Source organism: Nonomuraea muscovyensis (genome assembly GCF_014207745.1).
GTDB classification, from domain to species: Bacteria; Actinomycetota; Actinomycetes; order Streptosporangiales; family Streptosporangiaceae; genus Nonomuraea; species Nonomuraea muscovyensis.
Window position 1 is genome coordinate 491,741 of record NZ_JACHJB010000001.1, and the last position, 16,063, is coordinate 507,803.

Genomic DNA, 16,063 nt, shown 5'->3' on the forward strand with positions numbered 1-16,063 from the left:
GGCGGCGGGTCAGGACTCGGCGCGCACCAGGTCGAGGGCCTTCTGCAGATCCTCGGGGTAGTCGGTGCCGAACGACACCCACTCCCCCGTGCTCGGGTGCTCGAACGCGAGCGACACGGCGTGCAACCACTGACGGCCGACGCCCAGCCGGGCCGCGATCGTCGGGTCGGCGCCGTACATGAGGTCGCCCACGCAGGGGTGGCGTAGCGCCGACATGTGCACGCGGATCTGGTGGGTGCGCCCGGTCTCCAGCTTGATGTCGAGCAGCGACGCCGCGCGGAAAGCCTCGATCGTGTCGTAGTGGGTGACCGACGGCTTGCCGCCCGCCACGACCGCGAAGCGGCCGTCGCCCGACGGGTGCCGGTCGATGGGCGCGTCGACCGTGCCCCGGAACGGGTCGGGATGCCCCTGCACCAGCGCGTGGTAGCGCTTGTCGACCGTGCGCTCCTTGAAGGCGCGCTTGAGCCAGGAGTAGGCGTGCTCGCTCTTGGCCACCACCATCACGCCGGTCGTGTTGGCGTCGAGCCGGTGCACGATGCCCTGGCGTTCGGCCGCGCCGCTGGTGGCGATGGTGTGGCCGGCGCCGAGCAGGCCGCCGAGGACGGTGGGCCCGGTCCAGCCGACGGTCGGGTGGGCCGCCACGCCGATGGGCTTGTCGACCACGACGATGTCGTCGTCCTCGTGGACGACGCGCATGCCGGGCACCGGCTCGGCGACCGGCACGGGGGCGCTGACCGGGGGCGGGAGCGTCACGTCGAGCCAGGCTCCGGCGTGCACCCGGTCGGACTTGGCGGGCGACCGGCCGTCGACCAGCACCTCGCCGGCCGCGATCAGCTCGGCCGCCCGGGTGCGGGAGAAGCCGAACAGCCGGGACAGGGCGGCGTCGAGGCGCTCGCCTTCGAGCCCGTCGGGCACGGGCAGGCTCCGCTGCTCGCTCATGCCTTGCCCTCCTTCGTGCCGTCGATCTGGTAGCCCCGCCAGGCCAGGATCACCGCGAGGATCCCGCCGCAGACGATCGCCGAGTCGGCGATGTTGAAGATGGGGAAGTAGTCGATCACGGGGAAGTGACCGGGCAGGACCTCGATGAAGTCGACCACGTGCCCCTGGAACTGCGTGCTCCTGCCGAATCCCGAAGGATGGCGCAGCAACCGGTCGGTCAGGTTGCCGAACGCGCCGCCCAGGAGCATGCCCAGGGTGATGGCCCACGGCCGGCTCCGCAGGCTGCGCGCCGTGCGCAGGATGGCGATCACCACGCCGGCCGCGATGAAGGTGAAGACGATCGTCATCCCGGTGCCGATGCTGAACGCGGCGCCGGAGTTGAAGATCAGCCTGAACTGCAGGACGTCCGGAACGACCACCAGAGGACCCTGGCGGTTCTCCAGAGTCGCCAGCGCCCACGTCTTGGTGAGCAGGTCGCTCACGTAGATGACCGCCGCCAGCACGCCGAGGACGACGAACAGGCGGCGGTCACGCGGCGGCGCGGCCTTCGGCGCTACCGGCGTTCCTCCTTCTGCTTGCAGGTCACGCACAGCGTCGCCCTCGGGAACGCCTGAAGGCGTTCCTTGCCGATCGGCTTGTGGCACGATTCGCACACTCCATAGGTCCCTGCGTCGATCCTGGCGATCGCACGTTCGTTCTGCGCGAGCAGGTCGCGCGCATTCAGGGTAAGGGCGATCTCGCGTTCGCGCTCGTACGTCTTCGCGCCGGCATCCGCCTGGTCGTCGCCCGCCCCCTGGGTGACGTCCCCCGAGGCGATCTCCATCTCGTGCCGCAGGATGTCGGCGTTCAGCTCGTCGGCCTCCTGCTGCAGCACGCCGCGTACCTCGGCCAGTTCCTCGTCCGACCACATCGTGGGTGTAGCGGTCTGCGTGACTGCCGTCATGGCTGCCTCCTGGTGACAAGGCCGCTGATCAAGGCCTGAATGGTGCGGGCAGCTTAGGTGCCCCCCTAACAGAGCGGCAAACGACCCACCGGCCGATTTACCTCTCCGGTACTATCCCGCCGCGCTGGTTCAACTCCTCCCGAGTCCAAGTCCATTCCCCAACTTTGTCGCCGTTTGCGAGTTGCCGACCGGAGCCAGGGCTCTCACCAGCAAAACCTGGAAGCCTTACGTCCCGCTCTGCGTTAAGGTGTGAAGCACTGCAAGGCGTCGATGGGGCCCTCACTGTGAGGGATATCACCCCGGAGCCGCCGGAAGAACGGCTCCGCGCGGAGCTCACTAGACCCGGCAGCAGGCCCGAACGAAGTGGGTCTCGGTCGCCCGAGGCCAAGAAGGGTGGTACCGCGGGGCCGCGTCAGGCTTCGTCCCTTCACGCCGATCTGTCGCCCAGTGACCGCGTGGAGGCTCGCCCGAGATGACGTCCCCTACTTTCCGCTCTCTTCCCGCGCAGGTCGACCTGCCCGCGCTCGAGCGCGAGGTCCTCGCCCGGTGGCGGGACGGGAAGGTCTTCGAGCGCTCCGTCGAGCAGAACGACGGCAACCCCGCCTGGGTGTTCTACGAGGGCCCGCCCACCGCCAACGGCCTGCCCGGCGTGCACCACGTCGAGGCCCGCGTCTTCAAGGACCTCTTCCCCCGCTACAAGTCGATGCAGGGTTTCAGCGTGCCGCGCAAGGCCGGCTGGGACTGTCACGGCCTGCCGGTCGAGGTCGGCGTCGAGAAGGAGCTCGGCCTGTCCGGCAAGAAGGACATCGAGGCGTACGGCATCGCCGAGTTCAACGCCAAGTGCCGCGACTCGGTGCTGCGGCACGTCGACGCGTTCGAGCAGATGACCGAGCGGATGGGCTACTGGATCGACCTGTCCACCGCCTACCGCACCATGGACCCGTCCTACGTCGAGTCGGTGTGGTGGTCGCTGAAGGTCATCTTCGACAAGGGCCTGCTGTTCCGTGACTTCCGCATCACGCCCTACTGCCCGCGCTGCGGCACCGGCCTGTCCGACCACGAGCTGGGCCAGCCGGGCGGCTACGAGACCGTCTCCAGCCCGTCGGTCTACGTCCGCATGCCCGCCACCTCCGGGCGGCTGGCCGAGCTGGGCGCGTCCCTGCTGATCTGGACGACGACGCCGTGGACGCTGGTGTCCAACACCGCGGTGGCCGTGCACCCCGACGTGACGTACGTGGCGGCGCGCACCGCCGACGGCGAGGTGCTGGTGGTGGCCGAGCCGCTGCTGCACGTGCTGGGCGAGGGCGCCACCGTGGCGGCCCGCTTCACCGGGCGGGAGCTGGAGCACACCACCTACACCCGGCCGTTCGAGCTGGTCGACATCCCCGACGCCCACCACGTGGTGCTCGGCGACTACGTGACGGTCGAGGACGGCACCGGCCTGGTGCACCAGGCTCCGGCGTTCGGCGCCGACGACCTGACCGTGATCAAGAAGTACGGCCTGCCGGTCGTCAACCCGATCGGCCCCGACGGGCGTTTCCACGACGACGTGCCCCTGGTCGGCGGCATGTTCTTCAAGGACGCCGACGAGCCGCTGACCGAGGCCCTGCGGGCCCGCGGGCTGCTGTTCCGCGGCGGCCACTTCGAGCACAGCTACCCGCACTGCTGGCGCTGCCACACGCCGCTGCTCTACTACGCGCTGCCGTCCTGGTACATCCGCACCACCGCGGTCAAGGACGCGATGCTGGAGGAGAACGCCAAGACCAACTGGTACCCCGAGACGATCAAGTGGGGCCGGTTCGGCGAGTGGCTGCGTAACAACGTCGACTGGTCGCTGTCACGCTCGCGCTACTGGGGCACGCCGCTGCCGCTGTGGGTGTGCTCGGCCGACGAGAGCCACGTGACGTGCGTCGGCTCGATGGAGGAGCTGGGCCGGCTCGCCGGCCGCGACGTGTCGGCGCTCGACCCGCACCGCCCGTACGTGGACGACGTCACCTTCGGCTGCCCGGAGTGCGGCGAGACGGCCGTGCGGGTGCCCGACGTGATCGACGCCTGGTACGACTCGGGGTCCATGCCGTTCGCCCAGTGGGGCGCGCGCGGCAGGCCCGAGGGCGTCTACCCGGCCCAGTTCATCTGCGAGGCGACCGACCAGACGCGCGGCTGGTTCTACTCGCTGATGGCGGTCGGCACCCTGGTGTTCGGCCAGTCGTCCTACGAGAACGTGCTCTGCCTCGGCCTCATCCTGGCCGAGGACGGCCGCAAGATGAGCAAGCATCTCGGCAACGTGCTGGAGCCCATCCCCCTGATGGACCAGCACGGCGCCGACGCGCTGCGCTGGTTCATGGCCTGCTCCGGCTCGCCGTGGGCGGCCCGCCGCGTGGGACACCACGCGCTGGAGGAGATCGTCCGCAAGGTCCTGCTGACCTACTGGAACACCGCGTCGTTCTTCACCCTCTACGCGGGCGCCGAGTCGTGGTCGCCGGCGATGCTGGCCGACGCGCCGCCCGCGGCCGAGCGCCCGCTGCTCGACCGGTGGGCGCTGGCCGAGCTGCACCGCACGGTCGCCGAGGTCACCGCGTCGCTGGACGAGTACGACACACAGCGGGCCGGCCGCAGGCTCGCCGAGTTCCTCGACGACCTGTCCAACTGGTATGTACGCCGCTCCCGCCGCCGCTTCTGGCAGGGGTCGCGCGAGGCGTTCGCCACGCTGTACGAGTGCCTGGAGACGGTGACCCGGCTGATGGCGCCGATCGCGCCGTTCGTCACCGACTACCTGTGGGACGTGCTGCGCTCCCCCGAGGCGCCGCCGTCGGTGCACCTGACGTCGTGGCCGGCGACCCGCGAGGACCTGCTCGACCCGGCGCTGTCGGAGCAGATGGCGCTGGTCCGCCGCCTGGTGGAGCTGGGCCGCTCGGCCCGCGCCTCGTCCGGCGTCAAGACGCGTCAGCCGCTGCGCCGGGCGCTCGTCGGCGCCCACGGCTGGCCGTCGCTGCCGGCGGAGCTGCGCGACCTCATCGCCGACGAGCTGAACGTGCAGGCCCTGGAGGACATGTCGGGCTTCAGCGCCGACCTGGTGTCCTACACGGTCAAGCCGAACTTCCGGGCGCTCGGCAAGCGGTTCGGCTCGCAGACGAAGCTCGTGGCCGCCGCCGTGGCCGCCGCCGACCCGGCCTCACTGGCCCCGACTCTGCGCTCCGGCGGCACGGTGACGGTCGAGGCGGGCGACCTCGGGCCGGTCTCCCTCGGCTCCGACGACGTGATCGTCACCGAGCACCCCCGTTCCGGCTGGGCGGTGGAGACGGGCGCCGTCGACACGGGCACCGGCGAGACGGTCGCGCTCGACCTGGAGCTGACCGACGAGCTGCGCCGCGCGGGGCTGCTGCGCGAGGTCATCCGCCTGGTGCAGGAGGCCCGCAAGGCCACCGGCCTGTCAATCACGGACCGGATCGACCTGTGGTGGACCACCACCAACGCCGACCTGGCGCAGGCGCTGGCCTCGGACGGCGCGCCGGTGGCGGAGGAGGTGCTGGCCGCGTCCGTCACGCAGGGTGCCCGGCCGGACCTGCCCGAGCACACGGACGCGGACCTGGGCCTGACCTTCCAGCTCCGCCGCGCCTGACCATCCGGGGCGGGACGTCTCACGACGCCCGCCCCGATCAGCCTCAGGAACGCCCCCAGGGGCGCGGCTCTCCTCAGACGCCTGGCCCCTTCTTCGGGGCCAGGCGATCTTGATGCCCGGTGGCCGGGGTGGGCCTTGCTAGGCGATGGACTCGTGGTCGTGCTGGCAGACCGAGCAGCTGGTCAGGCCCGCGTCCTCGGCCTGGGCGAGCGTCATGGTCTCGACCCCGCCATCACCGGCGCCCTGGATGAGCGGGCAGTCGGTGCTGTGGTAGCGCCGGGTGCCCACGATGACCTTGACGGTGTGGCGCCGCTCCTTGCCGACGGCGTCACCCTTCGGGCGGGCCTTCTCATCCTTCGCGGCGGCCTGGCCCTTGCCCGCCGCCGGGGTCCTGCCCGCCTCCTTGGACGGCGCCTTCCCATCGTCGGACTCCGGAGACGGGCCGCCACCGGTCGCACCACCGGGCAGCGGTCCCCGGGGCTTGGCCACCGACTCGGACGCCGACGCGGGCCGCTCCGGCACCACACGCCCGCTCGCGGGCCGCTCGCCCTTCGCTTCCCCGCCCGCTCCCTGCTCCCGGGACACGGACCCGGGCCGCGCTCCGGCCGGCCGAGGCGCGGCGGAGCCAGGCTTCCCTTCGGACGCCGAAGGCACGGCAGCCGAACCGGCCTTCCCCCCGGACGGCCGAGGCGAGGTGTCCGAACCAGGCTTCCCTTCGGACGCCGGAGGCGAGGCAGCCGAACCGGACTTCCCCCCGGACGGCCGAGGCGAGGCAGCCGAACCGGACTTCCCCTCGGCGGGGCGGGTGGGCTTGGACGAGGGCTCGATCGGCTCGCCCGACGCGGACACGGCCCGCTGGGGCCGGGTCGCCGGACCCGAGTCGTCGGCATCCTCCCCGCCGGCCCGGGACGCACCGGCTTCGGCCCGGGACGCACCTGGTGCAGGACGGGACGTGCCCGCTTCAGGGCGGGACGTGCCCTGTTCGGGGCGGGAGGGGCCGGGGCGTCCGGACGCCTTACCCGCCTCAGCCTCGGGACGCTTGCCGGAGGGCCTCCCGGTCGTGGCCGCGGCGGGAGGCGTGATGTTCAGGACCGTCTCGTTCTCGTCCTCGGCGGACGGGCTGGAGGGGCGCTTGCCGGCGCCCTCGGGACGCTTGCCGGTGCCGGTCGCCGGCCGCTTGGCCGAGCCGGGCTCGCCGGGCCTGGTGCCGCCGGCGGACGGTGGGGAGATCTTGGGGTCAGTCTCGTCCTCGCCGGCCGTGGAACCGGAAGAGGCCGGGGATGAGGAAGGGGTGCGCTCGGCCGGGCCGCCGGAAGGGGCGTCGAGGGACGCGGGACGGTCGAACCAGCTCGCGGCACCGTCCTTCTCCTCGGAGGTGGCGGGGGTGGGCCCCGAGCCGGAGGCCGGGGAACCGGGCTTCGGGCGCGCGGCGGTCTGCTTGCCCGCACCGGTGGAGGCCGGGGGGCGCAGGTCGCGCGTGGGCTCGGCGGGCTCGGCGAGGCTCGCGGCCTTGGAGGCCCCGGAGGCCGGGGAGCCCGAGGCGGCGGCTGCGTCCCTGGCGGAGCCGGTGCCGGAAACGGCCGAATCCTTGGCGGAGCCGGTGCCGGTGGCCGCGGCGCCTGAGTGCTCAGCGCCGGCGGCGGGCTCGGGGTCGGCGGCAGGGGGCAGTTGCCGTCCGCCGAGCGCGGCATCGGGCAGGCACGCCGTGCAGGGCGTGAAGCCCTCCTCGCGTGCCTCCTCGTAGGTCAGCTCCTCGTGATCCCGGCCGATCAGCTGGCGGCATCCCGGGACGTGGTAGCGCTTGCGCCCGGGGATCACCAGGACGATCGCGTCCGGGGCGATCCCCCTTGCCGGGGGACGGCGCGGGGCGGTCGCGGGCACGGTCACCGTCTGCTGCAAGGTGCGCGGACGCTGGGACGGCGGCGCTCCCACCGGGCCGGTCTGACCGGGCGGCCGGCTCTGTGGGCCGGTCGGGGCGTGCGGGCCGGATCGGCCCGTCGGGCCGGCCTGAGCGTGCGGGACGCCGGGTGGCACGAGCCCGGCCGGTGGGGTGGCCGGCCCTGCCGCCTGCCCACCACCGGGGAACAGCTCGTGACGCCGCAGGAACGCCCCGATCACCAGGAACAGCGCCGACAGCACACTGACCACGATGGACCACATGATCAGGTATGCCTTGGCCAGTACGAAGCCCGCGATCAGCAGAATGACCGCCGCGAGCACCAGACCAGCACTGATTAGGATCACAGAGGGCTCTTTCGAGTGACGGGTCCTGTTGACCCGCTACTTTACCGGCGGTCGTTGTGAGGACCGTCACCGCCGGGGAAAACGCCCTGGGGGGCCTCGCCGCCGAAGGGGTTGGGACCGCCGGGCAGAGGCGGCTGCCCGCCCTGGGGAACGGCGTGCGACATGGCCGGAGCGGAGGGACCACCCGACATCACCGGGAAGGCACCGCTGCCCTCGGCGGAGACGTTGAGCTCGGCGAGCTGGTTCTCCAGGTAGAGCTTGAGCCGGCTGCGGTATTCGCGCTCGAAGCTGCGCAGCTCCTCGACCTTGCGCTCGAGCTCGTCACGCGTCTGCACGAGGGAGCCCATGGCCTGGCGGTGGCGCTCCTGCGCGTCGCGCTCGAGCGTCTCGGCGCGGGCACGGGCGTCGCCGATGACCTGCTCGGCCTGACGGCGAGCCTTGGTCAGGATCTCGTCGGCCTCGCGGCGGGCGCGGGTGACGGTCTCGTCGGCCTCACGTCGGGCGTCGGCGATGGCCTGGTCGGCCGTCTGCTGGGCCAGGGCGAGCACGCGAGCCGCGGTGTCCATGTTGTCCTCGGCGGGCGGCATGTTCATCGCCACGGGGACCGGCTGCTGCTGCTGCGGCGGCTCGGGCGCCTTCATCGGCTCCGGCTGCGGCGGCATCATCATCTCGGGCTTGGGCTGCTCCTGCACCGGGGCGGAGGCCATGGGCATGTTCATGCCGCCCGGCACCTTCCCACGCAGGCACTCGGCCAGCTTGGCCCGCAGCTCCTCGTTCTCCTGGATCAGGCGGTCAAGCTCGGCTTCGACCTCGTCGAGGAACGCATCGACCTCTTCCTCGTCGTAGCCCGGGCGCAACCGGGTGGTACTGAACTGCTTGTTCCGCACGTCAGCGGGCGTCAGCGGCATCTTTTGGTCTCCTTGGCGCGCGTGGAGTCTGTCCGGAGGGACTGTGGACCCGAATCACTTCAGCGCGGACACGAGTTGGCTCTCGACCGGTGCCCCGCGGCCCCCGTCACCGTCCCAGCCATCCAACGATCTGGATGAGGAGGAGGACGATGATGAAGAGGACAGTGAAGCTTAGGTCAAAGGCCACCGTACCCAACCGGAGCGGAGGAATGAAACGGCGGAGGAACTTCAGGGGTGGGTCTGTTGCGGTGTAGGTGGCCTCCGCCAGCACCAGCACGACCCCGGAGGGATGCCACTGCCGGGCGAACGCCTGCACCGTCTCGAAGATCATCCTGCCGATGAGCAACACCAGATAGAGCGACAGGACTACGACCAAGATCTGACTTACGATCCCCACGGTCTGGCCGCGCCTCCACTTCCGGTGTGCCCTCCGGGCCTCGGTGAGACCTGGTTGGGTTCGATAGACATACAGAGACTCTAACTCTGGTTGAAGAACCCGCGTTCCGCGATTCGGGCCTTGTCCTCGGCGGTCACCTCGACATTGGCTGGGGACAACAGGAATACCTTGTTGGTAACACGTTCGATGCTGCCGTGTAGGCCAAAGACCAGACCTGCCGCGAAATCCACAAGGCGCTTGGCGTCGCTGTCAACCATCTCGGTCAGGTTCATGATGACCGGGGTGCCGTCGCGGAAGTGCTCGCCGATCGTGCGGGCCTCGTTGTAGGTGCGGGGGTGCAGCGTGGTGATGCGGGCCAGATCGGTCGTGCGGCGCTCCAGGACCGTCGTGGTGGGCCTGGGGGCGGGCACGCCCACCTCGGCCTCCTCCTCGCGCTCCTGGACGGCCACGGGACGCTCCTCGCCGGTGCGCGCCGGCTCGTCCTCGTAGGCGTAGTCGTCGGGGTAGGTCTCGTACCTCTCGTAGCGGTCGTCCTCCACGAGACCGAGGTAGACCGCCATCTTGCGCATCGCGCCGGCCATCGCTACGTCGTCCTCCCGCTCATGGTCGCACTCGCTCGGGCCTGTCGCGAGGGCCCGAGGCGGCAGCCGCACCCCCCTTTGAAGCTCACCGCTGATCGACCTCTACCGTTAGTGCGGGCCTGAAGGCCCACTTGAGGGGACATTACCTGACGAAGAGCTTGCGGCGGCCGAGCAACGCCGTACCGACCCGCACGTGTGTCGCGCCGTGCGCGATGGCCTCGGCCAGATCGTCGCTCATCCCCGCCGAGATCATCGTGGCGCGCGGGTGGCGCTCCCGCACGGCCAGGGACACCTCGCGCAGCCGCGCGAACGCCTTGCCCGGGTCCTCCCCCAGCGGGGCGACGGCCATGACGCCGCCCAGCCAGACGTTGCCGAGCGCGGCGATCTCGTCGGCGAGCGCCGGCACGTCGGCCGGCGCGGCGCCGCCCCTGCCGGGGTCGTCGTCCAGCGCGACCTGCACCAGGCAGCCGACCTCGCGGCCGAGCCGCCCGGCCTCCCTGCTGATCGCGGCAGCCAGCCTGAGCCGGTCCACCGAGTGGACCACGTCGGCGTAGCCGGCCACGGAGCGCGCCTTGTTGGTCTGCAACTGGCCGACGAAGTGCCAGGTGAGAGGGAGTCCGGCGAGCTCGCGCGCCTTGACGGCGGCCTCCTGGTCGCGGTTCTCGCCGACGTCGCGCACGCCCAGCTCGGACAGCAACCGCACGTCCTCGGCGGGGCGGGTCTTGGTGACGGCGATCAGCGTGACCTCGCCGCGGTCACGGCCGGCCGCCCGGCACGCCTCCGCGATCCGTCCCTCGACCTCGGCCAGCCCGGCCGCGATCTCATCCCGCCTCATCGCGCCTGTCCCCTCTCGTCCGCGCTGCCCTCATTCTGCCGCTCCTCGCCGGGCAGGGCACGCCCGGCCGCTCACCCGGGAACGTGCCACGACCGCCCGGCCGCGGTCCGCGGGAGCCCGAGTTGACACGTCCGGTCCGCCGCGGTCCGCAGGAGCCCGAGTTGACACATCCGGCCCGCCCCGGTCCGCGGGGAAGCCGGACGCCGTACGGCCACCTGGCCGCGGTCCCCAGGGAGCCGGACGCGGTACTCGCGGTCCGGCGGGCCATGGGAACCCGCGGGCCTCGCGGATCCGGCCTGACCACTTGCCCGGCACCCCGCGGGGCCCGTTGCGGCGAACGGGTCAGGCCGGGCGGCGCCGCGGTCCTGCCGTCGTGGAGTGGTGGTGTCGCGGTGTGACGGCCCTCGGCGGGTCCGTCGATGTGACCATCCTCACCCGGCGACCGGCCGGTCACGGTCCGGCCGCCGACGCCCCGCCCCACACACGGCGACGCCGCTCCGCCGTGCCCGGACGGAGCGGCGAGGGGCGGGACGGTCACTTGAGGAAGTCGGGGACGTCCAGCTCCTCCTCCTGCTCCTCGAAGACCACCGGGCGACGCTTGGTGGGCTCCGACATGCGGGAGGTGATGGGCGTGGGCGGGTTGGTCGGCTCGGGCGTCGGCCGGGGGATCGAGACGGGGCTCGGCGGCTCCTCGGCGACCGGCTCGGGGGCCGGGGCGGGCTCCGGGACGCTCTCGACGGGCCGCACCGGCTCGGGCCGGAACTCCGTGCGCGACTCCACCTGCGGCTCGGGGCGGGGCTCGGGAAGCGGCTCGGACCGGAACTCGGGCCGGGCCTCCGGACGCGACTCGGGCCTGAAGTCGGCGCGCGGCGCCGCCTCGGCCTTCACCGTCGGCTGGGCCACGCTGGGCCGCGAGGGCGAGGAGACCGGCGAGGCGGCGGGCCGGCTCTGCGGGCGCGGCATCTGCTTCTCCACCGGCGGCATGTCGTCGAAGCCCGCGGCGATGACGGTGACCCGCACCTCGTCGCCGAGCGCGTCGTCGATGACCGTGCCGAAGATGATGTTGGCGTCGGGCGCCGCGGCCATGGAGACGAGCTGGGCCGCCTCGTTGATCTCGAACAGGCCGAGGTCTGAGCCGCCCGCGATCGACAGCAGCACGCCGTGGGCGCCGTCGATGCTGGCCTCCAGCAGCGGGCTGGAGACGGCCATCTCGGCCGCCGCGACGGAGCGGTCGTCGCCCCGGGCGTGGCCGATGCCCATGAGGGCCGAGCCGGCGCCGGACATGACGGACTTGACGTCGGCGAAGTCGAGGTTGATCAGGCCGGGCGTGGTGATGAGGTCGGTGATGCCCTGCACACCGGACAGCAGCACCTGGTCGGCCGCCTTGAACGCGTCGAGCACGCTCACCTGCCGGTCGGAGATCGACAGCAGCCGGTCGTTGGGGATCACGATGAGGGTGTCGACCTCGTCGCGCAGCGTCTCGATGCCCGCCTCGGCCTGCATGGCCCGGCGGCGGCCCTCGAAGCTGAAGGGCCGGGTGACGACGCCTATGGTCAGGGCGCCCAGGGAACGTGCGATGTTGGCCACGACGGGCGCGCCACCGGTGCCGGTGCCGCCGCCCTCGCCGGCCGTGACGAAGACCATGTCGGCCCCCTTGAGGACCTCCTCGATCTCCTCGCGGTGGTCTTCGGCCGCCTTGCGCCCCACATCGGGGTTGGCGCCAGCGCCCAGTCCGCGCGTGAGCTCTCGGCCCACGTCGAGTTTGACGTCGGCGTCACTCATCAGCAGCGCCTGGGCGTCGGTGTTTATCGCGATGAACTCGACGCCCTTGAGTCCCTCCTCGATCATCCGGTTGACGGCGTTGACTCCGCCGCCGCCGATGCCGACGACCTTGATGACCGCGAGGTAGTTCTGCGGTGCTGCCACGACGAGGGGCCTTTCCGCTCGTGTACTTGCCATTTCGGTGCGGATCTCTCCGCGTTTCTCACTTCGAGTAACTCTCAACCTCAAGTTGAGATTCAGATTTATGTCAACCTGAGGATTGATACGGACAGTAGGAGTTACGCTCCGGGCGGGTCAACTAACCGCGCCGCAAGCACGTCCGGCGTGTCGCGGGCTGTCCGTTTCGCTCTGTGGTCACGCCTGGTCGGGGCACTCCTCGGCCGTACGCCCTCGTACAGGCTCTCACGCCGCGGCCCCCACCACGCACAGGCGCGCGAGACCGTGGCGCCCGGACCACGATCGCCCCTTGCGCGCCCCGAACCCCTTGCCGGCCGCCGGGTGCGCCGGGCTCAGCGCAGGGTCACCACGTCCGGGGAACTGACGTCGTAGACCTCGGCCTTGCGCCGCAGCAACCGCGTGAGGATGCGGCCCTTCTCCTCGCCCCGGTCGGTGCCGCCCCAGACGACGCTGCGGCCGTCGGAGAGCGTGAGCGACACGCCCTCGGCGGTGGTGGCCCGCACCTGCCGGATCCGGCCGACCAGCGCGTCGGGGAGGTTCTGGATCACCTGGAGCGCGGCCATGGTCGCCGGCTCGCCGGCGGCGGGCCGGTCCACGACGAGGACGGGCAGCAGCGGCGGCACCGTGTCCTTGATCTCGATGACCACGCCCTGCTTGTCGACGACCGCCGCCTTGCCGCTCACCTGGAGGGCGGCGACGGGCTCGCGCTCGACCACCTCGATCTTGAGCGTGCCCGGCCACACCCGCTCGGCCTTGGCCGTGGCGAGGCGGCGGATGCCCAGCACCCGCGACTCGACGGCGGCCAGGTCCACCGTGGCGAGCGGGTGCAGCGCGGGCACCCCCGCCTGCTGCCTGATGTTACCGGTGGGAACTGTGAGATTTCCCACGATCTCGATCGAACGGACACCGAGCACGGGCGAGAAGAACACCAGCCACGCGGCGGTGCCGACCACACCGGCGGTGAGCAGCACCAGCAGTGCCGTGCGCGCCTTCATCACTCCCCCGGGGTCGTCGCGGCGGCGCCGCCGGGGCGCCGGACATGATCGTGCCACCGACCCTACGCCGCCTCCACCCTCCACCGCCCGCGCCGCGCGCGGGCGGGTCGGGGTGGTCGCGCCGGTGCGGCACTTCGAGCCCTCGGCCCGTGGAACCGGTCGGGCCGGTCAGTGGGCGGAGAGTTCGGCCAGGATCTGCGAGCCCAGCTCGGTGACGTCGCCGGCGCCCATGGTGAGCACGATGTCGCCCGGCCGCGCCCGCGCGGCCGCCAGCGCCGGCACCGCGGCGCGGTCGGGCGCGTACGCCACCCGCTCGGCCGGCAGCGGCACCCGCTCGGCGACCATCGCGCCGGACACCCCCGGCTCCGGGTCCTCACGGGCGCCGTAGACGTCGAGTACGACGGCCTCGTCGGCCAGCCCGAGCGCCGCGCCGAACTCGTCGGCGAAGAACCTGGTGCGCGAGTAGAGGTGAGGCTGGAAGATCGCGATGACCCGGCCGGTGCCGGAGAAGGAGGCCACCACGTCGCGCGCGGCCCGCAGGTCGGCGGCCAGCTCGGTGGGGTGGTGGGCGTAGCTGTCGAAGACGGCGACCCCGCCGGCCTCGCCCTTGGCCTCGAAGCGCCGCTTGGCCCCCGTGAAGGCCGCCAGACCGTCCCTGATCTCCTCGAAGGGCAGCCCCAGCTCGTCGGCCACGGCGATCACCGCGGTGGCGTTGAGGGCGTTGTGAGCCCCGGGAACGGCCAGCCTGACGTCGCCGCGGCCCTCGACGGTGAACGTGGTGCCGAAGCCGTCGGGCCGCACGTCGGTGACCCGGACCTCGCCCGCGGCGCCGTAGGTGCGCACCCGGATGCCGCGCGAGCGCGCGATCTCGGCCAGTTCGACGGCGCCGGGGTCGTCTGCGCAGGCGATGAGCACCGACCCGACGCGGTCGGCGAAGCGGGCGAAGGTGTCGTGGACGGCCCGCGGGTCGCCGTAGTTGTCGAGGTGGTCGGCCTCGACGTTGGTGACCACGGCGATGTCGGGCGCGAGCATGAGGAACGACCCGTCGCTCTCGTCGGCCTCGGCCACGAAGACCTGGCCGGAGCCCTCGTCGGCACCGAGCCCGGTGGTGACGAGCTGGCCGCCCACGCAGTAGGACGGGTCGGCGCCGCACTTCTGCAGCGCCACGGTCAGCATGGAGGTGGTCGTGGTCTTGCCGTGGGTGCCGGCGATGGCGACGGCGGTGCGGCCGGCCATCACGGAGGCGAGGGCGGCGGCGCGCGGGATGACCCGCAGCCCCTGCCTGAGCGCCTCGCCCAGCTCGGGGTTGGAGTCGCGGATCGCGGTGGAGACGACCACGGTGTCGGCGTTCTTGACGTGGGAGGCGGCGTGGCCGATGTGCACGGTCGCGCCCAGCCGGCGCAACTCGTTGAGCAGGTCGCTGCCGCGGGCGTCGCTGCCGGAGACGCGTACGCCCCGCTTGAGCAGGATGCGCGCGATGCCCGACATGCCGGCGCCGCCGATGCCGATGAAGTGCACCCGCCCCAGGTCCTCGGCGGAGACGGGATCGACCAGCTTGACCAGACTCATCGGGCTATCTCCAAGACTTTCCTTGCCAGCATGATATCGGCGTCCTTGCGCCCCAGCCGGGAGGCGGCCTCGGACATGACGGCGACCCGCTCGGGGTCGCGCAGGATGGGCAGCACGTTACGGATGATCCAATCGGGTGACAGCTCGGCGTCGTCGCCCACCAGGCCGCCGCCGCCCGCGACGATGCGCTCGGCGTTGATCCGCTGCTCGCCGTTGCCGTGCGGCAGCGGCACGTACGCGCCGGGCAGGCCGACGGCGGTCATCTCGGCGCAGGTGAGCGCGCCGCTGCGGCACAGCGCCAGGTCGGCCGCCGCGTAGGCGAGGTCCATGCGGTCGACGTACGGCAGCAGGACGTACTGGGGATCGCCGGGTGGCGGCTCCCGCTCGGCGGAGTTGCCCGGCCCGAGCACGTGCAGCACCTGGACGCCTGCCGCGCGCAGCGCGGGCGCGGCGGCCAGGGCGGCCTGGTTGATCGACCGGGCGCCGCGAGAGCCGCCGAAGACGAGCAGGGTCGGCCGGTCGTTCTCCAGCCCGAACCAGGAACGGGCCTTGTCGCCGGTGGACAGCCGGTCGAGGGTGACGATCTCGCGGCGCAGCGGGGTGCCGATGTAGTCGCCCCTGAACGCCGCGTCGGGGAAACCGGCGAAGACGTGGTCGGTGAGCTTGGCGCCGAGCCGGTTGGCCAGGCCCGGGCGCGGGTTGGCCTCGTGGACGACGATCGGCAGGCCGCGGCGCTTGGCCGCGAGGTAGGCGGGGGTCGCCACGTAGCCGCCGAACCCGACCAGGACGTCGGCGCGGACCCGGTCGAGGACGGCGGCCACGGCGTTGACCGCCACGGCGAGCCGGCCGGGCATGGTCAGCAGCTGCGGGGTGAGGGCTCGGGGCAGCGGCACGGCCGGCACCAATTCCAGGTCGTAGCCTCTGGCCGGGACGAGACCGGTCTCCAGCCCGCGCTCGGTGCCGACGCAGGTGATGCCGATGCTCGGGTCGAGATGGCGCAGCGCGTCGGCAAGGGCGAGCGCCGGCTCGATGTGGCCGGCCGTCCCTCCCCCGGCGAGGACCACCCTCATGTCC

General features: G+C 72.2%; 13 protein-coding genes. 1 reads left to right on the top strand and 12 read right to left on the bottom strand.

The genetic code is table 11. The annotated features are described in order from the left end of the window. Nucleotides 1–9 precede the first annotated feature (9 nt). The 3 genes from FHU36_RS02360 to FHU36_RS02370 are packed head-to-tail and all read right to left on the bottom strand — an operon-like array spanning nucleotide 10 to nucleotide 1,882. Nucleotides 10–939 (bottom strand): RluA family pseudouridine synthase, encoded by a 930-nt coding sequence (locus FHU36_RS02360; RefSeq protein ID WP_185082159.1) that lies wholly within the window; start codon nucleotides 937–939, stop codon nucleotides 10–12. After that, complete coding sequence (locus FHU36_RS02365; protein ID WP_312891401.1) at nucleotides 936–1,529, bottom strand: signal peptidase II; 594 nt, start codon at nucleotides 1,527–1,529, stop codon at nucleotides 936–938. The genes FHU36_RS02360 and FHU36_RS02365 overlap by 4 nt, the downstream gene beginning before the upstream one ends. Further along, on the bottom strand, nucleotides 1,493–1,882 hold the full coding sequence (locus FHU36_RS02370) for a TraR/DksA family transcriptional regulator (protein ID WP_185082160.1): 390 nt from the start codon (nucleotides 1,880–1,882) through the stop codon (nucleotides 1,493–1,495). The genes FHU36_RS02365 and FHU36_RS02370 overlap by 37 nt, the downstream gene beginning before the upstream one ends. Nucleotides 1,883–2,354: 472 nt before the next feature. Here FHU36_RS02370 and ileS point away from each other — a divergent pair, with 472 nt between their 5' ends. Further along, nucleotides 2,355–5,501 carry an isoleucine--tRNA ligase gene (gene ileS / locus FHU36_RS02375; RefSeq protein ID WP_185082161.1) on the top strand — a complete coding sequence of 1,049 codons (3,147 nt, stop codon included), beginning with the start codon at nucleotides 2,355–2,357 and terminating at the stop codon, nucleotides 5,499–5,501. Between the two features lie 138 nt (nucleotides 5,502–5,639). Here ileS and FHU36_RS02380 read toward each other — a convergent pair whose 3' ends face one another. From FHU36_RS02380 to murG, 9 genes are all read right to left on the bottom strand, one after another. Then, nucleotides 5,640–7,745: a hypothetical protein gene (locus tag FHU36_RS02380; RefSeq protein ID WP_185082162.1), complete on the bottom strand. Its 2,106-nt coding sequence runs from the start codon at nucleotides 7,743–7,745 to the stop codon at nucleotides 5,640–5,642. 41 nt (nucleotides 7,746–7,786) lie between these two features. After that, entirely contained in the window at nucleotides 7,787–8,653 is an 867-nt protein-coding gene (locus FHU36_RS02385; protein WP_185082163.1) for a DivIVA domain-containing protein, read from the bottom strand. 106 nt (nucleotides 8,654–8,759) lie between these two features. Then, nucleotides 8,760–9,050, bottom strand: coding sequence for a YggT family protein (locus tag FHU36_RS02390; RefSeq protein WP_185082164.1), 291 nt, complete (start codon nucleotides 9,048–9,050; stop codon nucleotides 8,760–8,762). Between the two features lie 80 nt (nucleotides 9,051–9,130). Further along, nucleotides 9,131–9,631, bottom strand: coding sequence for a cell division protein SepF (locus FHU36_RS02395; RefSeq protein ID WP_185082165.1), 501 nt, complete (start codon nucleotides 9,629–9,631; stop codon nucleotides 9,131–9,133). A gap of 142 nt (nucleotides 9,632–9,773) precedes the next feature. Beyond that, nucleotides 9,774–10,466: a YggS family pyridoxal phosphate-dependent enzyme gene (locus FHU36_RS02400; protein ID WP_185082166.1), complete on the bottom strand. Its 693-nt coding sequence runs from the start codon at nucleotides 10,464–10,466 to the stop codon at nucleotides 9,774–9,776. Nucleotides 10,467–11,000: 534 nt separating this feature from the next. Beyond that, complete coding sequence (ftsZ, locus tag FHU36_RS02405; protein ID WP_185082167.1) at nucleotides 11,001–12,392, bottom strand: cell division protein FtsZ; 1,392 nt, start codon at nucleotides 12,390–12,392, stop codon at nucleotides 11,001–11,003. A 365-nt stretch (nucleotides 12,393–12,757) separates the two neighbouring features. Then, a complete protein-coding gene (locus FHU36_RS02410; protein ID WP_185082168.1) occupies nucleotides 12,758–13,420 on the bottom strand; it encodes a cell division protein FtsQ/DivIB in 663 nt (220 codons plus the stop codon). A gap of 168 nt (nucleotides 13,421–13,588) precedes the next feature. Next, on the bottom strand, nucleotides 13,589–14,989 hold the full coding sequence (murC, locus tag FHU36_RS02415; RefSeq protein WP_185082169.1) for a UDP-N-acetylmuramate--L-alanine ligase: 1,401 nt from the start codon (nucleotides 14,987–14,989) through the stop codon (nucleotides 13,589–13,591). After that, nucleotides 14,986–16,059, bottom strand: a complete 1,074-nt coding sequence (murG, locus tag FHU36_RS02420) for an undecaprenyldiphospho-muramoylpentapeptide beta-N-acetylglucosaminyltransferase (protein ID WP_185082170.1) — start codon at nucleotides 16,057–16,059, stop codon at nucleotides 14,986–14,988. Before murG ends, murC begins: the two co-directional genes overlap by 4 nt. Nucleotides 16,060–16,063: the final 4 nt, after the last annotated feature.